Origin of the sequence: Pseudoduganella sp. UC29_71 (assembly GCF_042693265.1) — a bacterium.
GTDB lineage: Bacteria > Pseudomonadota > Gammaproteobacteria > Burkholderiales > Burkholderiaceae_D > Rugamonas.
Genome location: NZ_CP170549.1, coordinates 942520 through 959598, shown reverse-complemented (window position 1 = coordinate 959598; position 17079 = coordinate 942520). Strand labels below are relative to the sequence as shown.

16 protein-coding genes are annotated in these 17079 nt (G+C 63.7%); 9 read left to right on the top strand and 7 right to left on the bottom strand.

All coding sequences use genetic code 11. The annotated features are described in order from the left end of the window. Position 1: 1 nt before the first annotated feature. The gene (locus ACFJI2_RS04255) at positions 2-943 is read right to left on the bottom strand and encodes a CysB family HTH-type transcriptional regulator (RefSeq protein ID WP_025595741.1); all 942 of its coding nucleotides are present in this window, start codon (positions 941-943) and stop codon (positions 2-4) included. A 178-nt stretch (positions 944-1121) separates the two neighbouring features. On the opposite strand from ACFJI2_RS04255, the gene ACFJI2_RS04250 reads away from it, so the two are divergent. The 8 genes from ACFJI2_RS04250 to ACFJI2_RS04215 all read left to right on the top strand — a co-directional run bounded on the left by ACFJI2_RS04250 (position 1122) and on the right by ACFJI2_RS04215 (position 10183). After that, positions 1122-2813, top strand: coding sequence for a nitrite/sulfite reductase (locus ACFJI2_RS04250; protein WP_377703885.1), 1692 nt, complete (start codon positions 1122-1124; stop codon positions 2811-2813). Beyond that, complete coding sequence (locus ACFJI2_RS04245; protein ID WP_377703884.1) at positions 2806-3369, top strand: DUF934 domain-containing protein; 564 nt, start codon at positions 2806-2808, stop codon at positions 3367-3369. Before ACFJI2_RS04250 ends, ACFJI2_RS04245 begins: the two co-directional genes overlap by 8 nt. Before the next feature lie 15 nt (positions 3370-3384). After that, positions 3385-4101, top strand: a complete 717-nt coding sequence (locus ACFJI2_RS04240; protein WP_377703883.1) for a phosphoadenylyl-sulfate reductase — start codon at positions 3385-3387, stop codon at positions 4099-4101. Between the two features lie 33 nt (positions 4102-4134). Beyond that, the gene (gene cysD, locus ACFJI2_RS04235) at positions 4135-5082 is read left to right on the top strand and encodes a sulfate adenylyltransferase subunit CysD (RefSeq protein ID WP_377703882.1); all 948 of its coding nucleotides are present in this window, start codon (positions 4135-4137) and stop codon (positions 5080-5082) included. Further along, entirely contained in the window at positions 5082-6389 is a 1308-nt protein-coding gene (locus ACFJI2_RS04230) for a sulfate adenylyltransferase subunit 1 (RefSeq protein ID WP_377703881.1), read from the top strand. Before cysD ends, ACFJI2_RS04230 begins: the two co-directional genes overlap by 1 nt. A 3-nt stretch (positions 6390-6392) precedes the next feature. Then, positions 6393-7127: a uroporphyrinogen-III C-methyltransferase gene (gene cobA / locus ACFJI2_RS04225; protein WP_107878017.1), complete on the top strand. Its 735-nt coding sequence runs from the start codon at positions 6393-6395 to the stop codon at positions 7125-7127. A gap of 217 nt (positions 7128-7344) precedes the next feature. Beyond that, on the top strand, positions 7345-9390 hold the full coding sequence (locus tag ACFJI2_RS04220; RefSeq protein ID WP_377703880.1) for a M13 family metallopeptidase: 2046 nt from the start codon (positions 7345-7347) through the stop codon (positions 9388-9390). A 52-nt stretch (positions 9391-9442) separates the two neighbouring features. Beyond that, positions 9443-10183, top strand: coding sequence for a hypothetical protein (locus tag ACFJI2_RS04215; RefSeq protein WP_056402589.1), 741 nt, complete (start codon positions 9443-9445; stop codon positions 10181-10183). A 14-nt stretch (positions 10184-10197) separates the two neighbouring features. Here ACFJI2_RS04215 and ACFJI2_RS04210 read toward each other — a convergent pair whose 3' ends face one another. The 3 genes from ACFJI2_RS04210 to lptF are packed head-to-tail and all read right to left on the bottom strand — an operon-like array spanning position 10198 to position 12877. Continuing rightward, positions 10198-10578 (bottom strand): sirohydrochlorin chelatase, encoded by a 381-nt coding sequence (locus ACFJI2_RS04210; RefSeq protein ID WP_377703879.1) that lies wholly within the window; start codon positions 10576-10578, stop codon positions 10198-10200. Further along, positions 10578-11747 carry an LPS export ABC transporter permease LptG gene (gene lptG / locus ACFJI2_RS04205; RefSeq protein ID WP_107878009.1) on the bottom strand — a complete coding sequence of 390 codons (1170 nt, stop codon included), beginning with the start codon at positions 11745-11747 and terminating at the stop codon, positions 10578-10580. Before lptG ends, ACFJI2_RS04210 begins: the two co-directional genes overlap by 1 nt. Continuing rightward, complete coding sequence (gene lptF / locus ACFJI2_RS04200; protein WP_377703878.1) at positions 11744-12877, bottom strand: LPS export ABC transporter permease LptF; 1134 nt, start codon at positions 12875-12877, stop codon at positions 11744-11746. The genes lptG and lptF overlap by 4 nt, the downstream gene beginning before the upstream one ends. 60 nt (positions 12878-12937) lie before the next feature. Between lptF and ACFJI2_RS04195 the strand changes: the two genes are divergently transcribed. Further along, positions 12938-14431: a leucyl aminopeptidase gene (locus ACFJI2_RS04195; RefSeq protein WP_377703877.1), complete on the top strand. Its 1494-nt coding sequence runs from the start codon at positions 12938-12940 to the stop codon at positions 14429-14431. Between the two features lie 38 nt (positions 14432-14469). On the opposite strand, the gene ACFJI2_RS04190 is transcribed toward ACFJI2_RS04195, so the two are convergent. The 3 genes from ACFJI2_RS04190 to ACFJI2_RS04180 all read right to left on the bottom strand — a co-directional run bounded on the left by ACFJI2_RS04190 (position 14470) and on the right by ACFJI2_RS04180 (position 16792). Next, the gene (locus ACFJI2_RS04190; RefSeq protein WP_377702271.1) at positions 14470-15795 is read right to left on the bottom strand and encodes an IS4 family transposase; all 1326 of its coding nucleotides are present in this window, start codon (positions 15793-15795) and stop codon (positions 14470-14472) included. 100 nt (positions 15796-15895) lie between these two features. Continuing rightward, the gene (locus ACFJI2_RS04185) at positions 15896-16246 is read right to left on the bottom strand and encodes a hypothetical protein (RefSeq protein WP_377703876.1); all 351 of its coding nucleotides are present in this window, start codon (positions 16244-16246) and stop codon (positions 15896-15898) included. A 174-nt stretch (positions 16247-16420) separates the two neighbouring features. After that, positions 16421-16792 (bottom strand): hypothetical protein, encoded by a 372-nt coding sequence (locus ACFJI2_RS04180; RefSeq protein ID WP_377703874.1) that lies wholly within the window; start codon positions 16790-16792, stop codon positions 16421-16423. Between the last annotated feature and the right edge of the window lie 287 nt (positions 16793-17079).

The window sequence follows — 17079 nt, the reverse complement described above, 5'->3', positions numbered from 1 at the left end:
GTTACAACTCGTAATTGTCTTTTTCACCGTTCATGGCCTGTTCGATCAACTTGCGGTTGAGCGTCGGGGCCAGCAGTTCGATGAAGGTGTAGATATAGCTGCGCAGGTAGGCGCCCTGCTTGACCGCCACGCGCGACACGTTCATGCCGAACAGGTGGCCGGCCGGGATGGCGCGCAGGCTGCGGTCGCGCTCGGGATCGAAGGCCATGCCGGCGATCACGCCTATGCCCATGCCCAGTTCGACATAGGTCTTGATCACGTCCGCGTCGATGGCTTCCAGCAGCACGTCCGGCTTCAGGCCGCGCAGCGAGAACGCGTGGTCGATCTTGCTGCGGCCGGCGAAGGCGCCATCATAGGTGATGAGCGGGAAAGCGGCAATCTCCTCCAGCGTCAGCGTCTTCGATTTGAGCAGCGGATGGTCGGGCGGCACCACCACCACGTGTTCCCATTGGTAGCATGGCAAGGTGATCAGATTGTCAACCCCGGCAATGGATTCGGTGGCGATGGCCAGGTCGGCCTGGTCGCGCTGCACCATCTCGGCGATCTGGCGCGGATTGCCTTGCAATAAAGACAAACGCACCTTGGGGAACTTCAGCATGAAGGCCTGCACCACCTTGGGCAGGGTGTAGCGCGCCTGGGTGTGGGTGGTGGCGATGGTGAAGCTGCCGCTGTCCTGCGCCGCGTACTCTTTGCCGATGCGCTTGAGGCTGTCGATCTCCTGCATGATCAGCTCCACCGAAGACAGCACCAGCCGTCCCGGCTCGGTCAGCCCGCGGATGCGCTTGCCGTGCCGCGTGAAAATGTCCACGCCCAGCTCTTCCTCCAGCTCGATGATGGCCTTGGACACCCCGGGCTGGGACGTAAACAGGGCCTTGGCGGCGTCTGTCAGGTTGTAGTTCTGGCGTACTGCTTCTCGGACAAAGCGCAGTTGATGAAGATTCATTGTTCTCTCGTTGGGGCTGCTCTAGCTCTATTTTACGCTCATGCTTATACCCAATACGTATATAAGCAAATAAAGACTAAGTCGTTTGGAATAAAGATGAAGTTTATTACCATTGACGCCAGTTTGGGATACTTTGAAAGAGCCAGCCCCGCCGGCAAGCGATTTTTTTAGGAATGACATGTATCAATACGATCAATACGACCACCTCATCGTCCGCGAACGCATCGCGCAATACCGCGACCAGGTGCGCCGCCGCCTGGCCGATGAGCTGACGGAAGCCGAATTCCTGCCCCTGCGCCTGCAGAATGGCCTGTATTACCAGCGCCATGCCTACATGCTGCGCATCGCTGTGCCGTACGGCCTGCTGGCGAGCAAGCAGATGCGCATGTTCGCCCACATCGCGCGCAAGTACGACCGCGGCTACGGCCACTTCACCACGCGCCAGAACATCCAGTTCAACTGGATCGAGCTGGAACAGACCCCGGACATCCTGACCGACCTGGCCTCGGTGGAAATGCACGCCATTCAGACCTCGGGCAACTGCATCCGCAACACCACCACCGACGAATTCGCCGGCGTGGCGGCTGACGAGATCATCGATCCGCGCCCCTACTGCGAAATCCTGCGCCAGTGGTCGACCTTCCACCCCGAGTTCATCGCGCTGCCGCGTAAATTCAAGGTCGCCGTCAACGGCGCCGTGGAAGACCGCGCCGCCATCGCCGTGCACGACATCGGCCTGACCGTGGTGTACAACGAGCACAAGGAAATCGGCTTCAAGGTGATGGTCGGCGGCGGCATGGGCCGCACCCCCATCCTGGGCACGGTGATCCGCGAGTTCCTGCCGCGCGAACACCTGCTGACCTATATCGAAGCGGTGATGCGCGTGTACAACCAGTACGGCCGCCGCGACAACAAGTACAAGGCCCGCATCAAGATCCTGCTGAAAGCCATCGGCGCGGAGGAGTTCACGCGCCAGGTGGAAGCGGAATGGGCGGACCTGAAGGGCAACGCCGAAACGCTGACCCAGGAAGAAATCGACCGCGTGGTGGCCTACTTCGAGCCGCATCCGTACAAGCAACTGGACGCGATCGACCCGCTGGCCGCGCACGCCGACAACAAGGCCTTCGCCAACTGGCTCAAGCGCAACGTCAAGGCGCACAAGCAGCCCGGCTACGCGGCCGTGGTGCTGTCGCTGAAGAAGACCGGCGTGCCGCCGGGCGACGCCACCGCCGAGCAGATGGACTTCATGGCCGACCTGGCGGACCGCTACAGCTTCGGCGAACTGCGCGTGACGCACGAGCAGAACATCGTGCTGGCCGACGTGGAACAGAGCCAGTTGTTCGCGCTGTGGCAGGAAGTGAAGGCCAAGGGCCTGGCCACGCCTAACATCGGCCTGCTGACCGACATGATCTGCTGCCCTGGCGGCGACTTCTGCTCGCTGGCCAACGCCAAGTCGCTGCCGATCGCCGCCGCCATCGCGGAGCGCTTCGACAACCTGGACTTCCAGCACGACATCGGCGACATCGAATTGAACATCTCGGGCTGCATCAACGCCTGCGGCCACCACCACGTCGGCAATATCGGCGTGCTGGGCGTGGACAAGGACGGCAGCGAGTGGTACCAGGTGTCGATCGGCGGCGCGCAGGGCAACGACTCGGCCATCGGCAAGATCATCGGCCCGTCGTTCTCTGCGCTGCAGATGCCGGAAGTGATCGGCCGCCTGCTGGAAGTGTATGTGCGCGAGCGCCACGAAGAAGAGCGTTTCGTCGACACCGTGCAGCGCCTGGGCGTTGCACCGTTCAAGGAATATGTATACGCCACGCCGATTGCCGAAGCGGGCCGCCTGGTTGGAGAAGATGAATATGCGTGAAGATAAACTGATCATCAAGGGCCGCGACATCACCGGCAACGACTGGACCGTGCTGCGCGCCGCCGAAGGCGAAGACGCGGCCGCCCTGCCAGTCCCGGCCGGCAAGGTCATCGTGCCGCTGGCCACCTGGCTGGCGCAGGGCGAAGCACTGGCCGCGCGCCGCGCCGCCGGCGAGATCGGCGTGTGGTTCGGCCCGGACGAGCGTCCCGAGACGCTGAAAGGCGACCTCGATGGCTTCGCGGTGGTGGCGGTGGACTTCCCCAAATTCACCGATGGCCGCGGCTACTCGCTGGCCTACAACCTGCGCACGCGCCTGGCCTACACCGGCGAACTGCGCGCCATCGGCGACGTGCTGCGCGACCAGCTGTTCTCCATGCAGCGCGTGGGCTTCAACGCCTACGACGTGCGCAGCGACCGCAGCATCGAAGACGCGCTGAAAGGCTTGTCGGACTTCACCGAAACCTACCAGGCTTCCGTGGACCAGAAAGCGCCGCTGTTCCGCCGCCATGCCCGTCCCGCGCCCGCCGAAGGCGGCGACGCAGGCTACGGCATCTGACGCGCGGAGCCAGCCATGAGCGAGCTGAATACCCTGATCCAGTCCACCCAGCAAACGCTGGAGCGCATCGTGCGTGATTTCACGCCTGCGGTGTTTGCGTCCAGCCTGGCCGCCGAAGACATGGTGCTGACCGATCTGATCCTGAAGTCCAAACTGCCGATCACCATCTTCTCGCTGGAGACCGGCCGCTTGCATGCTGAAACGCTGGCCATGCTGGACAAGGTGAAGGAAACCTACGGCTACGAGATCGCGCTGTACCGCCCGCAGCCCGAGGCGGTCGAAGCCTACGTGGCGCAGAACGGCCTGAACGCCTTCTACGACAGCGTGGAGATGCGCAAGGAATGCTGCCGCATCCGCAAGGTCGAACCCTTGGGCCGCGCCCTGGCCGGCAACAAGGCCTGGATCACCGGCCAGCGCCGCGCGCAGTCGGCCACCCGCACCTCGCTGATGATCGAAGAGGACGATCCTGGCCACTTCATGACCAAGTTCAATCCGCTGGCCGACTGGTCCGAGGAAGACGTGTGGACCTATTTGCGCGACAATATGGTGCCGTACAACGCCTTGCACGACCAGGGCTACCCGTCGATCGGCTGCGAACCCTGCACCCGCGCCATCGAGCCGGGCGAGGACGTGCGCGCCGGGCGCTGGTGGTGGGAGAATCCCGAATCGAAGGAATGCGGCCTGCACGTGGTAGACGGCAAGCTGATACGCATCAAATCCGTGGCCGCGTAATCAACCGGCCACCAATCAAGAATAGGCAAAGCCATGAATACTGTAGTTGACCGTTACGCCTCCACCATAGGCCTGAGCGAAGTGAACGCCCGCCACCTGGACGCGCTGGAATCGGAAGCCATCCACATCCTGCGCGAAGTGGCCGCCGAATGCAGCAACCCCGCCCTGCTGTTCTCGGGCGGCAAGGACTCCGTGGTGCTGCTGCGCCTGGCCGAGAAGGCTTTCCGGCCCGGGAAATTCCCCTTCCCGCTGGTGCACATCGACACCGGCCACAACTTCCAGGAAGTGATCGACTTCCGCGACCAGCGCGTGGCCGAACTGGGCGAGCGCCTGATCGTGGGTTCGGTGGAGGACTCGATCAAGAAAGGCACCGTGCGCCTGCGTAATCCGCAAACCGATTCGCGCAACGCCGCGCAGGCGGTGACGCTGCTGGAAACCATCGCCGAACACGGCTTCGACGCCTGCATCGGCGGCGCCCGCCGCGACGAAGAGAAGGCCCGCGCGAAGGAGCGCATCTTCTCCTTCCGCGACGAATTCGGCCAGTGGGACCCGAAAGCGCAGCGCCCGGAACTGTGGGACCTGTATAACACCCGCGTCCACCCGGGCGAGAACATGCGCGTGTTCCCGATCTCGAACTGGACCGAACTGGATGTGTGGCAGTACATCGCCCGCGAAAAACTGGCGCTGCCGCCGATCTACTTCGCGCACGAGCGCCAGGTGATCCCGCGCAACGGACTGCTGGTGCCGCTGACCGACCTGACCCCGGCGCGCGAAGGCGAAACCGTGGAAACGCAAGTGGTGCGCTTCCGCACCGTGGGCGACATCTCCTGCACCTGCCCCGTGTCTTCGGACGCGGAAACGGTGGAAGCGATCATCGCCGAAACGGCCGTCACCCAGATCACTGAACGCGGCGCTACCCGGATGGACGACCAGACCTCCGAAGCCTCCATGGAAAAACGCAAGAAAGCAGGTTACTTCTGATGAACGCTCGCATTGAAAACACTGAAAACCAGGCCGGCCTGCTGCGCTTCATCACCGCAGGTTCGGTGGATGACGGCAAGAGCACGCTGATCGGCCGCCTGCTGTTCGACAGCAAGGGCATCTTCGCCGACCAGCTGGCCGCCGTGTCGCGCGCCAAGAACAAGCGCACCGTGGGCGACACCATCGACCTGTCTCTGCTGACGGACGGCCTGGAAGCGGAGCGCGAGCAAGGCATCACCATCGACGTGGCTTACCGCTACTTCGCCACGCCGAAGCGCAAGTTCATCATCGCCGACACCCCGGGCCACGAGCAGTACACCCGCAACATGGTGACCGGCGCTTCCACCGCCGACGCCGTCATCATCCTGATCGACGTGTCGAAAGTGAAGCTGCGCGAAGACGGCGGCGTGGACCTGCTGATCCAGACCAAGCGCCACTCCACCATCGCCCACCTGCTGCAGATCGAGCACGTGGTGGTGGCTGTAAACAAGATGGACCTGGTGAACTACGACCAGGCGATCTACGACCGCATCGTCAAGGCTTACCAGGAATTCGCGCAGACGCTGGGCCTGAAGGACATCACGCCGATTCCGCTGTCGGCCCTGAGCGGCGACAACGTGGTGGACGCGGGCGAGAACATGCCCTGGTACCAAGGCCCGACCCTGATCGAGCTGCTCGAATCGCTGTCCGTGTACGACGAGTCGCACCGCGCGCCGTTCCGCTTCCCGGTCCAGCTTGTGGCGCGCCACAACGGCCACGAAGCGAATGACTTCCGCGGCTACATGGGCCGCATCGAAGCCGGCAATGTGAAGGTGGGCGACAAGCTGGTGGTGCAGCCCTCGGGCCAGGCCGCCACCGTCAAGGACATCCTGACGCTGGAAGGCTCGCACCAGTCGGCATCGGCCGGCCAGTCGGTCACGCTGCTGCTCAACGAATACCTGGACATCTCGCGCGGCGACCTGCTGGCCAGCAGCGAGCAGCCGGCCACCCTGCTGAAAAACCTGAACGCGGACGTGTGCTGGCTGTCGGAAGACGCACTGGACCTGCGCCGCAAGTACTGGATCAAGCACGGCACCAAGCAGACCGCCGCCAAGATCACCAGCATCGAATCGCTGCTGGACATCAACACCCAGGAACGCCGCAGCGCCGACGCGCTCAAGCTGAACGACGTGGCGCGCATTGCGCTGACCGTGCAGCAGCCGCTGGCCGCCGACGACTACACCGACAGCCGCGCGACGGGCGCCTTCATCCTGATCGATGAAGTGACCCACCAGACCGTGGCGGCCGGCATGATCCGCCTGGGCTGATCCATGTCTGTGCTGGCGCCCAAGTTCGGCAAGGTCTATCTGATCGGCGCAGGCCCCGGCGCGCAGGATCTCATCACCCTGCGCGGCGCGCGCCTGCTGGCGCAGGCCGACGTGGTGCTGCACGACGCGCTGGTGACCGAGGAGATGCTGGAACTGTGCCCGCAGGCCGAGAAGATCTCGGTCGGCAAGCGCTCGGGCCAACGCTCCACGGCGCAGCACGCCATCAACGCGCAGCTGGTGGACAACGCCGGCCGCCACAAGCTGGTGGTGAGGCTGAAGGGCGGCGACCCGATGCTGTTCGGCCGCGCGGACGAGGAACTGCGCGCGCTGGAGGAAGCCGGCATCGAGGTGGAAGTGGTGCCGGGGATTACTACCGCTGTGGCGGCGGCGGCGGCCACCAAGCAACCGCTCACCAAGCGCGGCGTGGCGCGCAGCGTGGCCTTCTTCACGTCCAGCACCGCGCCGGAACACCCGGCCGACGTGGACATGCCGGACAGCGACACCCTGGTGCAGTACATGGGCGGCCGCGAAGCCATCATCACCGCGCAGCGGCTGCTGGACCAGGGCCGGCTGGGAGAGACGCCGGTGGTGGTGATCGAGAACGTGAGCCGCGCCGACCAGCGCATCCTGCGCCTGACGCTGGATACGCTGGCGCATGGGCTGGAGCCGTCACACGGGCCAGTACTGGTGATGCTGGGGCATGCCATGGCGCGCCGGCCGAATCAGGCCGCCGACTAAGCGCGGCGGCTTACGGCGCAGGCGCCTAACCCGCCCTACGCATCCACGCATTTCCGTATCCACGTGTTCCCGCATTCCGGTATCCACGCATGGCCGCATCACTCGCCCCTCCGTAGGGCGGGTTAGGCGCCCCGCGCCGTAACCCGCCGCAGCGCGCCGATTGCCATTTCAACAACCCCCGCCGTAGAATAGCTGCTTCGACTCACCGGAGCACTCCATGCGCAATTTCGCCCCTCTCCTGCTGGCTTTCAGCATCGGCACCGCTTTCGCCCAATCTCCCGACGCACCGCTGACCGCCCTGCCCTACACGCCGGGCCTGGACGTGAGCGCGATGGACAAGAGCGCCGATCCCTGCGAGGACTTCTACCAGTACAGCTGCGGCGGCTGGATGAAGAACAATCCCATCCCCGCCGACCAGAGCGCGTGGAGCGTGTACGGCAAGGCCGCGCAGGACAACCAGCGCTTCCTGTGGGGCATCCTGGCCACGCTGGCCGCCCAGGATACCGGCCGCAACGCGGCCCAGCAGAAGATCGGCGACTACTTCGCCGCCTGCATGGACGAGAACACCGTCAACCAGCGCGGCGCCGCGCCGCTGCAGGAATACCTGTCGCTCATCGGCGGCATGACTGCCAAGCAGGACCTGCCGCGCGTGCTGGCTCGCCTGCACACCGAGGTCGCCAACAGCATGCTGTTCGGCTTCTCCTCCAACCAGGACCTGGGCGACTCGTCGCAGGTGATCGCCTTCGCCACCACGGCCGACGCCGGCCTGCCGGACCGCGACTACTACCTGAAGAACGACGCCAAGTCGAAAACCATGCGCGCCAAATACACCGAGCACATCGCGCGCTCGCTGGAACTGGCTGGCGATACGCCACAGGCGGCCAGGCGCGCCGCCGCCGCCATCCTGCGCTTCGAGACAGCGCTGGCCAAGGCCTCGCTGTCGCGCGTGGACCAGCGCGATCCATACAAGCTGTTCCACAAGACCGACCTGAAAGGCCTGCAGGCCATGACGCCCGCCTTCAGCTGGAAGGACTACCTGCAGGCGCTGGGTATGGGCGGCGCCAACAGCTTCAACGCCACCGAACCGGCCTACCTGCGTGCGCTCAACAAGGGCCTGCAGCAACTGAGCCTGGACGACATCAAGACCTATCTGCGCTGGCACACCACGCGCGCCATGGCGCCCTTCCTGTCGCAGGACTTCGTGGCCGAGAACTTCGCCTTCTACCACAAGACGCTGCTCGGCACGCCGGAGCAGAAGCCGCGCTGGAAGCGCTGCGTGCAGCTGGTGGACCAGCAGTTGGGCGAGGCGCTGGGCCAGGAGTTCGTCAGCCGCGCCTTCAGCCCCGAGCTGAAGGAGAAGACGCTGCACATGACGCGCCAGATCGAGGCCGCCATGGAGCAGGATATCAACGCGCTAGCGTGGATGAGCGAGCCGACCAAGGCCAGGGCGCGCGAGAAGCTGCACGCGGTGGCCAACAAGATCGGCTACCCGGACACCTGGCGCGACTACAGCGCCTATGAAGTCAAGCGCGGCGACTTCGCCGGCAACGTGGTGCGCGGCAGCGCCTTCGAAGTGCGGCGCCAGCTCGACAAGATCGGCAAGCCGCTCGACCGTTCCGAATGGGGCATGACGCCGCCCACCGTGAACGCGTACTACAACCCGCAGATGAACGACATCAACTTCCCGGCCGGCGTGCTGCAGCCGCCGCTGTTCGACGCGAAAATGGACGATGCGCCCAACTACGGCAACACCGGCGGCACCATCGGCCATGAACTGATCCACGGCTTCGACGACGAAGGCCGCCAGTTCGACGCCAAGGGCAACCTGAAGGACTGGTGGGCCAAGCAGGACGCCAAGGCCTTCAACCAGCGCGCGCAGTGCATCGTGGACCAGTACGCGCAGTACACCATCGTCGACGACATCAAGATCAACAGCAAGCTGACGCTGGGCGAGGACGCGGCCGACCTGGGCGGCCTGGTACTGGCCTGGATGGCGTGGAAGACGGAGATCGCCAACAAGGTGCTGGAAAACCGCGACGGCCTGACGCCAGAGCAGCGCTTCTTCGTCGGCACCGCGCAATGGACGTGCGAGAACGAGCGCCCCGAGCGGCTGCGCGTGAACGCGCTCACCAATCCGCACTCGCCGGGCAAGTACCGCATCAACGGGCTGGTGGTGAATATGCCGGAATTCGCCAAGGCGTTCTCCTGCAAGCCTGGCCAGGCCATGGTCAAGCCGAAGGACAAGCTGTGCCGGGTCTGGTGAGCGTTGGGACGGCGCCTGTTAAAATGTCGCCTTCGATTTTCAAGGAGGTGATATGCAGCAGCCGAATGAAGTGTTTGAACGCGCCCGCGAAGCCCGCCTCGCCGGCCGTTACCAGGACGCGCTGAAGGACCACCTCTGGCTGCATGAACACGCGCTGGAGGTGTCGCCCGAGTGGCGCGGCGTGCGCCTGTCCTTCGCCCTGCGCGACTGGATCTACCTGGCCGACGCCTTCCCGCCCGCGCGCGCCGCGCTGCAGAGCATCCGCGACCGCGAATCGTCGCGCATGCTGCTGGGCGCGGCCACCGTGGAGCGTTTCCGCGAAGTGGCCGCCATCAACGAGGCCCTGCGCGAAGTGGGCGCCACCCACCAGCTGTTCCTGAAACTGGACGAGATCGATTCCGCGCTCGCCGAGCAGTGCGCCGAACTGGCCATGACGGCGCTGGTGAAGTGCGAAGACTTCCAGCTGGCGCGCCGCTTCCTGCCCTCGCCTTCCGGCCGCATCGAAGCGCTGGCCGCGCGCCTGAACGATGGCGCGGACGCGCTGGCCAGCCAGCCGGCATCGGCCGCGCCGACGCTGCTGGCTTACGTGCTGAACTACGCGAAGGAAGTGCGCCTGGTGCTGGCCGTGCTGAACGGCCTGGAGGAAAAGGGCGAAGCGGACAATATGCAGAAACTGGCGCTGGACGAGATCCGTTCGGACGGCCTGCGCGCCATCATTCAGCGCGAACTGGAGCAGCCCGGCTCCACGCTGGCCGCCATGGCGGCGCAGTCGGAAGCCGACGGCGAAGAGTAAGGAAGAGTAAGGCTTCAGTTCCCCGGCAGGGTGCCAACGCAGTAGTCGGCGATGGCGTTCAGCACCGCCGGGTTTTCCCCCGCCGCTTCGGCCACGCTGAAGCGGATGGCGGGATAGGCCGCACGCAGCTCGTCCAGCATCAAAGGCAGGTCGCGCAGCACGTGGCCGCCCTGGCCGAGAAACACCGGCACCACCACCACCTCGTCCACGCCGGCGGCGGCCAGTTCGGCCACCCGCTCCGGCAGGCGCGGCGACATCAATTCCAGGAAAGCCAGCGATACGTCCGTGTCGGGCACGCGCGCCTGCACCAGGCCGCGCAGGCGCTCGAAGGGCGCCGCCCAGCTGGCGGCGCGCGCGCCGTGCGCGAACAGGATCAGTGCTTTGTTAGTAGCCATCAGTGCCTCTCCACCCACCACAGCGCAGCCATGGCCAGCATCAGATAAATCACGCTGGGCGCGGCGGCCGTCAGGAACGGCGGCCAGGTGCTCAGCATGCCCACGTGCGAGAACAGGGTGTTCACCAGCAGGAAGCTGACGCCGATCATGATGCCGACGAACACCTTCAGGCTCACGCCGCCGCTGCGCGCGTGCAGATAGGCGAACGGCAGCGCCAGCGCCATCAGCACGAACACGGCCAGCGGATCGATCAGCTTCTTCCAGAACGCCACCTTGAACATCTTGGACTCCTGCTTGTTCTCCTGCAGGTGACGAGTGTACACCGCCAGTTCGTTGGCCGACATGCGCTCCGGATCGCGGCGCGATACCGACAGGATTTTAGGCGTAATCTCGGACACCAGGTCGCGCGAGGCCAGCTTCACCACTTCGACCTGACTGGTCTCCTGCGCAAAGTGATTCTGCGCGGTGGCGGTGGCCCCAGCCACCAGCAGGGCCGGATTGCTGAAGCGGCTTTCGGTCACATCCTCCAGGCGCCACACGCTCTTGCCCTGGAAGGTGGCGCGCTTGGCCTGGATCAGCGCACGCAGGCGGAAGCTGTTGTCGAATTCGTAGAGCTGCACGTCCAGCAGCTGGCCGTCCGGGCGCACTTCACGCACGTTGAAGAAGCGCGAACCCTGCACTTCGCCGGTCAGCCCTTCGCTCTTGATGATGTCCTTGGTCCACAGGCCGGAGCGGAATTCGGCCGACACCGTGGCGCCCTGCGCTGTCAGGCGCACCTTGTCCGCCAGCGGCGAGGTGCGCGGCACGATCAGTTCGCCGAAAATGAAAGCCACCGCCACGAACACCACGCCGATCTTGAACAGCATGCCGATCGCCATGCGGGTGGACAGGCTGGCCGCACGCATGATGGTGAATTCGGACGACGAGGCCAGCTGCGCCATGGTGTAGATGGTGCCGATCAGCGTGGCCACCGGCAGCACGCGGTAAATCCGCTCCGGCACCATGATGGCCACGTACAGCACGGCGTGCTGCAGGCTGTAGCCGTTCTTGCCCACCGACGGCAGTTCGCCGGTCAGGTCCATGAAGGCCATCAGGCCCAGCAGCGCCAGCAGCACAAAGGCCACCGCCTGCGCAATCGAGGTGGCGAAATAGCGTTGCAGGATACTCATTGCTTGACTTCCTTGGCCGCGCCCTTGCCGCGCTTGAGCGCCGCCCAGAGCACGCGCGGGTGATAGCGGTGGTTCACGTTCAGGCGCCAGACAAACATCAGCACCACGATAATGGCCAGCGCCAGGTGCAGCGGCCACCAGCTCAGTCCAAAGCTCATTTTGCCCTGGCGTACGCTGCCCTCGAGCACCTTGACCAGGTTGTTATAGCTGAAGAAGATCAGCAAGGCCACGATCAGGTTGGACGAGCTGCCCGCGCGCGGGTTGACGAAACCGAGCGGAATGGCCAGCAGCGGCAGCAGCAAACAGGTGATCGGCAGCGCGATGCGCCACAGGATTTCGCCCTGGATCACGGGGCCGCTGCCCTTGAACAGTACCGCGCTCGGCATGGCGTCTACGCCCAGCGCGCCGTCCAGCTCCTGCGTCTTGGTGGCCACGCGCATGCTGTAGCGCTCGAATTCCATGGTCTGCACATCGGCGCTGCCGGGCGTGCCCTGGTAGCGCCGGCCGTTCTTCAGCACCAGGTAGCGGTCGCCCTCGGGCGAGGTGGTGATCACGCCTTCCTTGGCCACCACGGTGGCGGTGCCTTTCTCGTCCACCGTGTTGACGAACACGTTGTGCACCACGGCGCTCTGGCCGGACACGCCTTCGACGAAGAAGATGCGGTTGGCCGACGCCGATTCGCGGAACTGGCCCGGCGACACCTGCTGCAAGTCCTCGCGCTTCTGGAAACGTTCGGCGTACTCGCCGCTTTTCTGCTTGGCCCACGGGGTGGCGTAGAAACTGAGCACGCCGGTCAGCAGCACGATGGGCAGGATGAACAGCAGCACCGGGCGTATCCAGCGCGCCAGGCTCAGGCCCGATGCGAACCACACCACCATCTCGGAATCGCGGTAGCTGCGCGTGACCACCATCAGCACCGAAATAAAGCTGGTGAGGATCAGGACAGTTGGCAGATAATTCAGGGCCGCGAACGCTATCAGCGCGATCACATCGCTCGATGCGACCTTGCCGCCCGCGGCTTTGCCGAGGATGGTGATCAGGGTCCAGGTGACGATAAGGGAGAACAGCACCGTGAAGGTTGCCCCGGCAGCACTGGCCAACTCGCGTTGAAGGGCACGTTGAAAAATCATTCGAAGTTTATAATTCGGTCGTCAAGTTAAGTAAGAACCAAGCCTACACGGAGAAATCTAATGGACTTTAGCATAAAAGCATTCGACGCAAAAAACACCATTGCGTCCGCCAAGACCGGCTGCATGGCCGTCGCGGTATTCGAAAACAAGAAGCTTTCGCAAGCGGCCAAGGCCCTCGACAGTGCGGGTGAAATCACGGCAGCGCTGAAGTCCGGCGACATCACCGGCAAGCCAGGTACGGCCCTGCTGCTGCGCGGCCTGAAAGGCGCCGCCGCCGAGCGCGTGCTGCTGATCGGCCTGGGCGCCGACGACGCCGTGAGCGAGAAAAGCTTCGCCTCCGGCGTTCAGGCTGCAGTCAAGGCGTTCTCCACCCTGGGCGCGGCGGACGCCATTATCGCACTACCGCTGGAAGAAGTGAAAGAGCGAGACGCAGCGTGGGCCATCCGCTGCGTGGTGCAGGCCGGCCGCGAAAGCATCTACCGCACCGACAGCCAGAAGAGCAAGAAGGACCCGGCCCCCGCCGGCGTGAAGAAAGTGGCCCTGGCCGTGGCCAACAGCGCCGCCAACAAGCTGGCGCTGTCGCAGGCCATCGCCATCGCCAACGGCATGGAGCTGACCAAGGACCTGGGCAACCTGTCGGCCAACGTCTGCACCCCGACCTACTTGGCCAACACCGCCAAGAAGCTGGCCAAGGACTTCAACTTCGACGTCGAGATCCTGGACCGCAAGCAGCTCGAGGCGCTGAAGATGGGCAGCTTCCTGTCGGTGACCAACGGCAGCGAGCAGCCGCCCAAGTTCATCGTGCTCAAGCACAAAGGCGGCAAGGCCAAGGACGCGCCGGTGGTGCTGGTCGGTAAAGGCATCACCTTCGACACCGGCGGCATTTCTATCAAGGCCGGCCCCGGCATGGACGAGATGAAGTACGACATGTGCGGCGCCGCTTCGGTGCTGGGCACCTTCCGCGCCATCGGCGAGATGGGCCTGAAGTCCAACGTGGTGGGCATTATCGCCGCCTGCGAGAACATGCCTTCCGGCCGCGCCACCAAGCCAGGCGACATCGTCAGCTCCATGAACGGCCTGACCATCGAGATCCTGAACACCGACGCCGAAGGCCGCCTGGTGCTGTGCGACGCACTGACCTACGCCGAGCGCTTCAACCCGGCCGCGGTGATCGACATCGCCACGCTGACCGGCGCCTGCATCGTGGCCCTGGGCCACCATAACAGCGGCCTGTTCACGCGCGACGACGACGCCCACAACAAGCTGGCCGACGAGTTGCTGGCCGCCGGCAAGGCCGCCGGCGACACCGCATGGCGCCTGCCGATCGGCGAGCAGTACAACGAGCAGCTGAAGTCCAACTTCGCCGACCTGGCCAACATCGGCACGCCGGGCGGCGCGTCGTGCACGGCGGCGGCCTTCCTGGAAAACTTCACCCGCAAGTACAACTGGGCTCACCTGGACATCGCCGGCACCGCCTGGAAGTCCGGCGGCGCAAAAGGCGCCACCGGCCGTCCGGTGCCGCTGCTGGCGAACTTCCTCATCAACCGCGTGTAACAAACTAAAAACGGGCCGCAAGGCCTAATGCCGTTCAGTTAAGGGCTTTTCTTTAGTACCCTGGCGGCATATTTCCTTGGTCTGCCCTTGACGGCCCGGTCGAATTTCCGACCGGGCCGTTCCTCATTGAGGAGGGTAACCAACCTTTCCCGCAAATGCTTCATCGATGCCGGCAGCTTGCCGTAAGAGCGCGTGACGCCGGCCCAGTGCAATTCGAACTGGATGAGGTGGAATGCCCTGATGAAGCTCACCTCCGATGGCTCGCACTTGGCGACTAGTGCCGCCTTGGCGATTTCCAGTCGAATCAGATTGTATGCAGTCAGCGTGCCCCATATTTCCTGATACACGCCTTCGACCGTCTTTGATCGCAAGGTGAACGCCGTGCCCAGCATGGTCTGTTTGAGCTCGCGGTAACTGGTTTCGATGCCCCAGCGTCGTTCATAGCAGGCCGCCATGTCGGCAGCGCGATAGCGCCGACGGTCGCGTAGCGAAGTAAGCAGGATCCTTTTGCGCGCCTGTTGGTCAACCACTGTGATGGCGCGCGCTTCCCAGAACTCCGGCAATGCCGGACACTTGACGCGCGCTTGTGGTGATACCCGCATGCGCACGATGGCGTCGTGCTCCTCGCCCTCGATCACCTCCCACTTGGTGTTGGATTTGGCGGGGATGAGGAAATGGCGGTTCTCGGCCCCGGTCGTCACAGCGCACAGAATTTCGGCCGCCAGAAAGCCCTTGTCAAATATGGTGAGCGAATCAGCCGGAATATGGGGTACCAGCTCTTTAGCATAGACCATCTCGTTGCTTGCGTAAGGCCCAAACGCGGCGTTGCGAATCAAGTGGGTGGGGAGCGCGGTCAGCGTTACGCCGCGTACTTGCGGATAGCCGGCCACAGTGTCGCCGGCGTAATTTTGCGCACCGAAATGGACCCTGTTATCCGCTGTGTCGTGGGTGCGCAAGGTCGTGCCGTCCATAGCGAACAACTGGAGCCCCTTGAATACATAGGCCCGGCGATCTTGCTCGCACCAGGCTTGCGCCGAGCGCTCGAACAACCATTGCAGTGGCTCGGCCCCGAGGCGCTGACGCGCCTGGGCCGCCGCACTTTTACTCACAAAAGGCGCTTGCGCGTCCGGCAATGCCAAGCCCAAGTCGTCAAGTACCTCGCCTATGGATTTGTGCCGGTACAGCGCCAGAGCGATGATCAACCACACCACTTGCTCGGCTGGCAACCGACGCTGGCGGATGCTCACCGCGTGTGTGCAGACAACCGCTTCTTCGATCCAATCATAGGGTAAATGCTGCCCAAGCCGCCGCCAATCGGGGCACTCTAAACCATCGGCGAGGAAATGAACGGCGTCATCTAGCATTGCGACGCAGGTTAACAGCGATTTGCAATGTTTACAACCACAAAATAAAAATGCCGCTCAGTCTTAACTGAACGGCATTACCGCAAGGCCCGTTTTTTTATCAGTACACCGCGCGTCCCGCGTCCGGCGCCGCATGCCCCGCATCCGGGTCGTAGCGCTTCAACTCCACCGTCAGCACGTCCGGGTAGTCGAATCCCTGCCCCGTGTTGCGGTCCACCATGATGCCGATGCCCGCCGTCAGGGCGACGTTGCCCCACAGCGTGCTGTTCTGTTTTGATTTGATGTTCTCGTAGGCCCAGGCGGCGTTGTCCAGCCGACAGTCCACGCGCAGCTGTCCCACGCTCTTGCGGATGGCCACGCGCGCCGGCGTGGTCACGAACCACTTGCCCGCGTCGTTTTGCAGGATGCAGCCGGCGCCGGCCACTTCACGGTGGTCGAGTACGGTCTGCACCAGCACACGCTGGCTGGGGGATTCTGTCAGGGTACCGCACCCGGCCAGCGCGGCCAGGAGGGCAATTGCAGCAGGAACGGCTGTCCGGGACATAACAGTCCTTTAGGCAAGGCGGCAGGCCTCCGAGGCAGTACCTGGCGGTACTGCCCATTCAGTGGCTCTGGCGGCGGCGTATTAGCGCTCGACAGCCTTGCCGGTGTCCATCGTACGCTCAGCGGCTTGCGGCTTGGACGGCTGCTTCAGGCTTTGGATCACCTGGAGTATGTCTTCCATGCCGGACTCGCCGTTCAGCCGCGAAAACGCGTCCAGTACCTCATTGAGCACCTGGTTGCGAACCACAGCCTCGTCCTGGCTCAAGGCCGGCGCGCGCTGCAAACCCGACGAACGTGCGGCGGCGGCTTTCTCGGCGGCAGCTGCTTCCTTCTGCGCTGCCGTCTTTCGCCCTGCCGGCGTTTTGCCGTGCTCCAGCGCCGCCTGCCAGATCACCCAGCGGCGTTGCGTTTCGAACACCAGATACTCTTCTGGTTTGTCTTCGCGGCGGCGCACGATGTGCCCATCGCGCTGCGCCCATGCTTCAAATGCAGATCGCATTTCAGTCCTTTACAAATGCTTCGCGCATATCTCACTGTTTAAACAACAACTATTTCCCAATAGTACCATTTCTTGATGCGTTCCAACACAATTCTATCTTTTTTTGCATCAAAACTGTTGCTTCATGGAAAATTCAGTGTCATCCCGAGTTCTTTAAGTATATTTCTGTTTTCGGCTGCCGTTTATGGAATCTTAGTACTAATTTGATAACAATGAAGCACTATCGGCAATTATTTTTTAAA

Excerpts from the sequence above, each read along its gene's own strand:
- ACFJI2_RS04255 (WP_025595741.1), bottom strand. The coding sequence starts at position 943 with ATGAATCTTCATCAACTGCGCTTTGTCCGAGAAGCAGTACGCCAGAAC.
- ACFJI2_RS04250 (WP_377703885.1), top strand. The coding sequence starts at position 1,122 with ATGTATCAATACGATCAATACGACCACCTCATCGTCCGCGAACGCATC.
- ACFJI2_RS04245 (WP_377703884.1), top strand. The coding sequence starts at position 2,806 with ATGCGTGAAGATAAACTGATCATCAAGGGCCGCGACATCACCGGCAAC.
- ACFJI2_RS04240 (WP_377703883.1), top strand. The coding sequence starts at position 3,385 with ATGAGCGAGCTGAATACCCTGATCCAGTCCACCCAGCAAACGCTGGAG.
- cysD (WP_377703882.1), top strand. The coding sequence starts at position 4,135 with ATGAATACTGTAGTTGACCGTTACGCCTCCACCATAGGCCTGAGCGAA.
- ACFJI2_RS04230 (WP_377703881.1), top strand. The coding sequence starts at position 5,082 with ATGAACGCTCGCATTGAAAACACTGAAAACCAGGCCGGCCTGCTGCGC.
- cobA (WP_107878017.1), top strand. The coding sequence starts at position 6,393 with ATGTCTGTGCTGGCGCCCAAGTTCGGCAAGGTCTATCTGATCGGCGCA.
- ACFJI2_RS04220 (WP_377703880.1), top strand. The coding sequence starts at position 7,345 with ATGCGCAATTTCGCCCCTCTCCTGCTGGCTTTCAGCATCGGCACCGCT.
- ACFJI2_RS04215 (WP_056402589.1), top strand. The coding sequence starts at position 9,443 with ATGCAGCAGCCGAATGAAGTGTTTGAACGCGCCCGCGAAGCCCGCCTC.
- ACFJI2_RS04210 (WP_377703879.1), bottom strand. The coding sequence starts at position 10,578 with ATGGCTACTAACAAAGCACTGATCCTGTTCGCGCACGGCGCGCGCGCC.
- lptG (WP_107878009.1), bottom strand. The coding sequence starts at position 11,747 with ATGAGTATCCTGCAACGCTATTTCGCCACCTCGATTGCGCAGGCGGTG.
- lptF (WP_377703878.1), bottom strand. The coding sequence starts at position 12,877 with ATGATTTTTCAACGTGCCCTTCAACGCGAGTTGGCCAGTGCTGCCGGG.
- ACFJI2_RS04195 (WP_377703877.1), top strand. The coding sequence starts at position 12,938 with ATGGACTTTAGCATAAAAGCATTCGACGCAAAAAACACCATTGCGTCC.
- ACFJI2_RS04190 (WP_377702271.1), bottom strand. The coding sequence starts at position 15,795 with ATGCTAGATGACGCCGTTCATTTCCTCGCCGATGGTTTAGAGTGCCCC.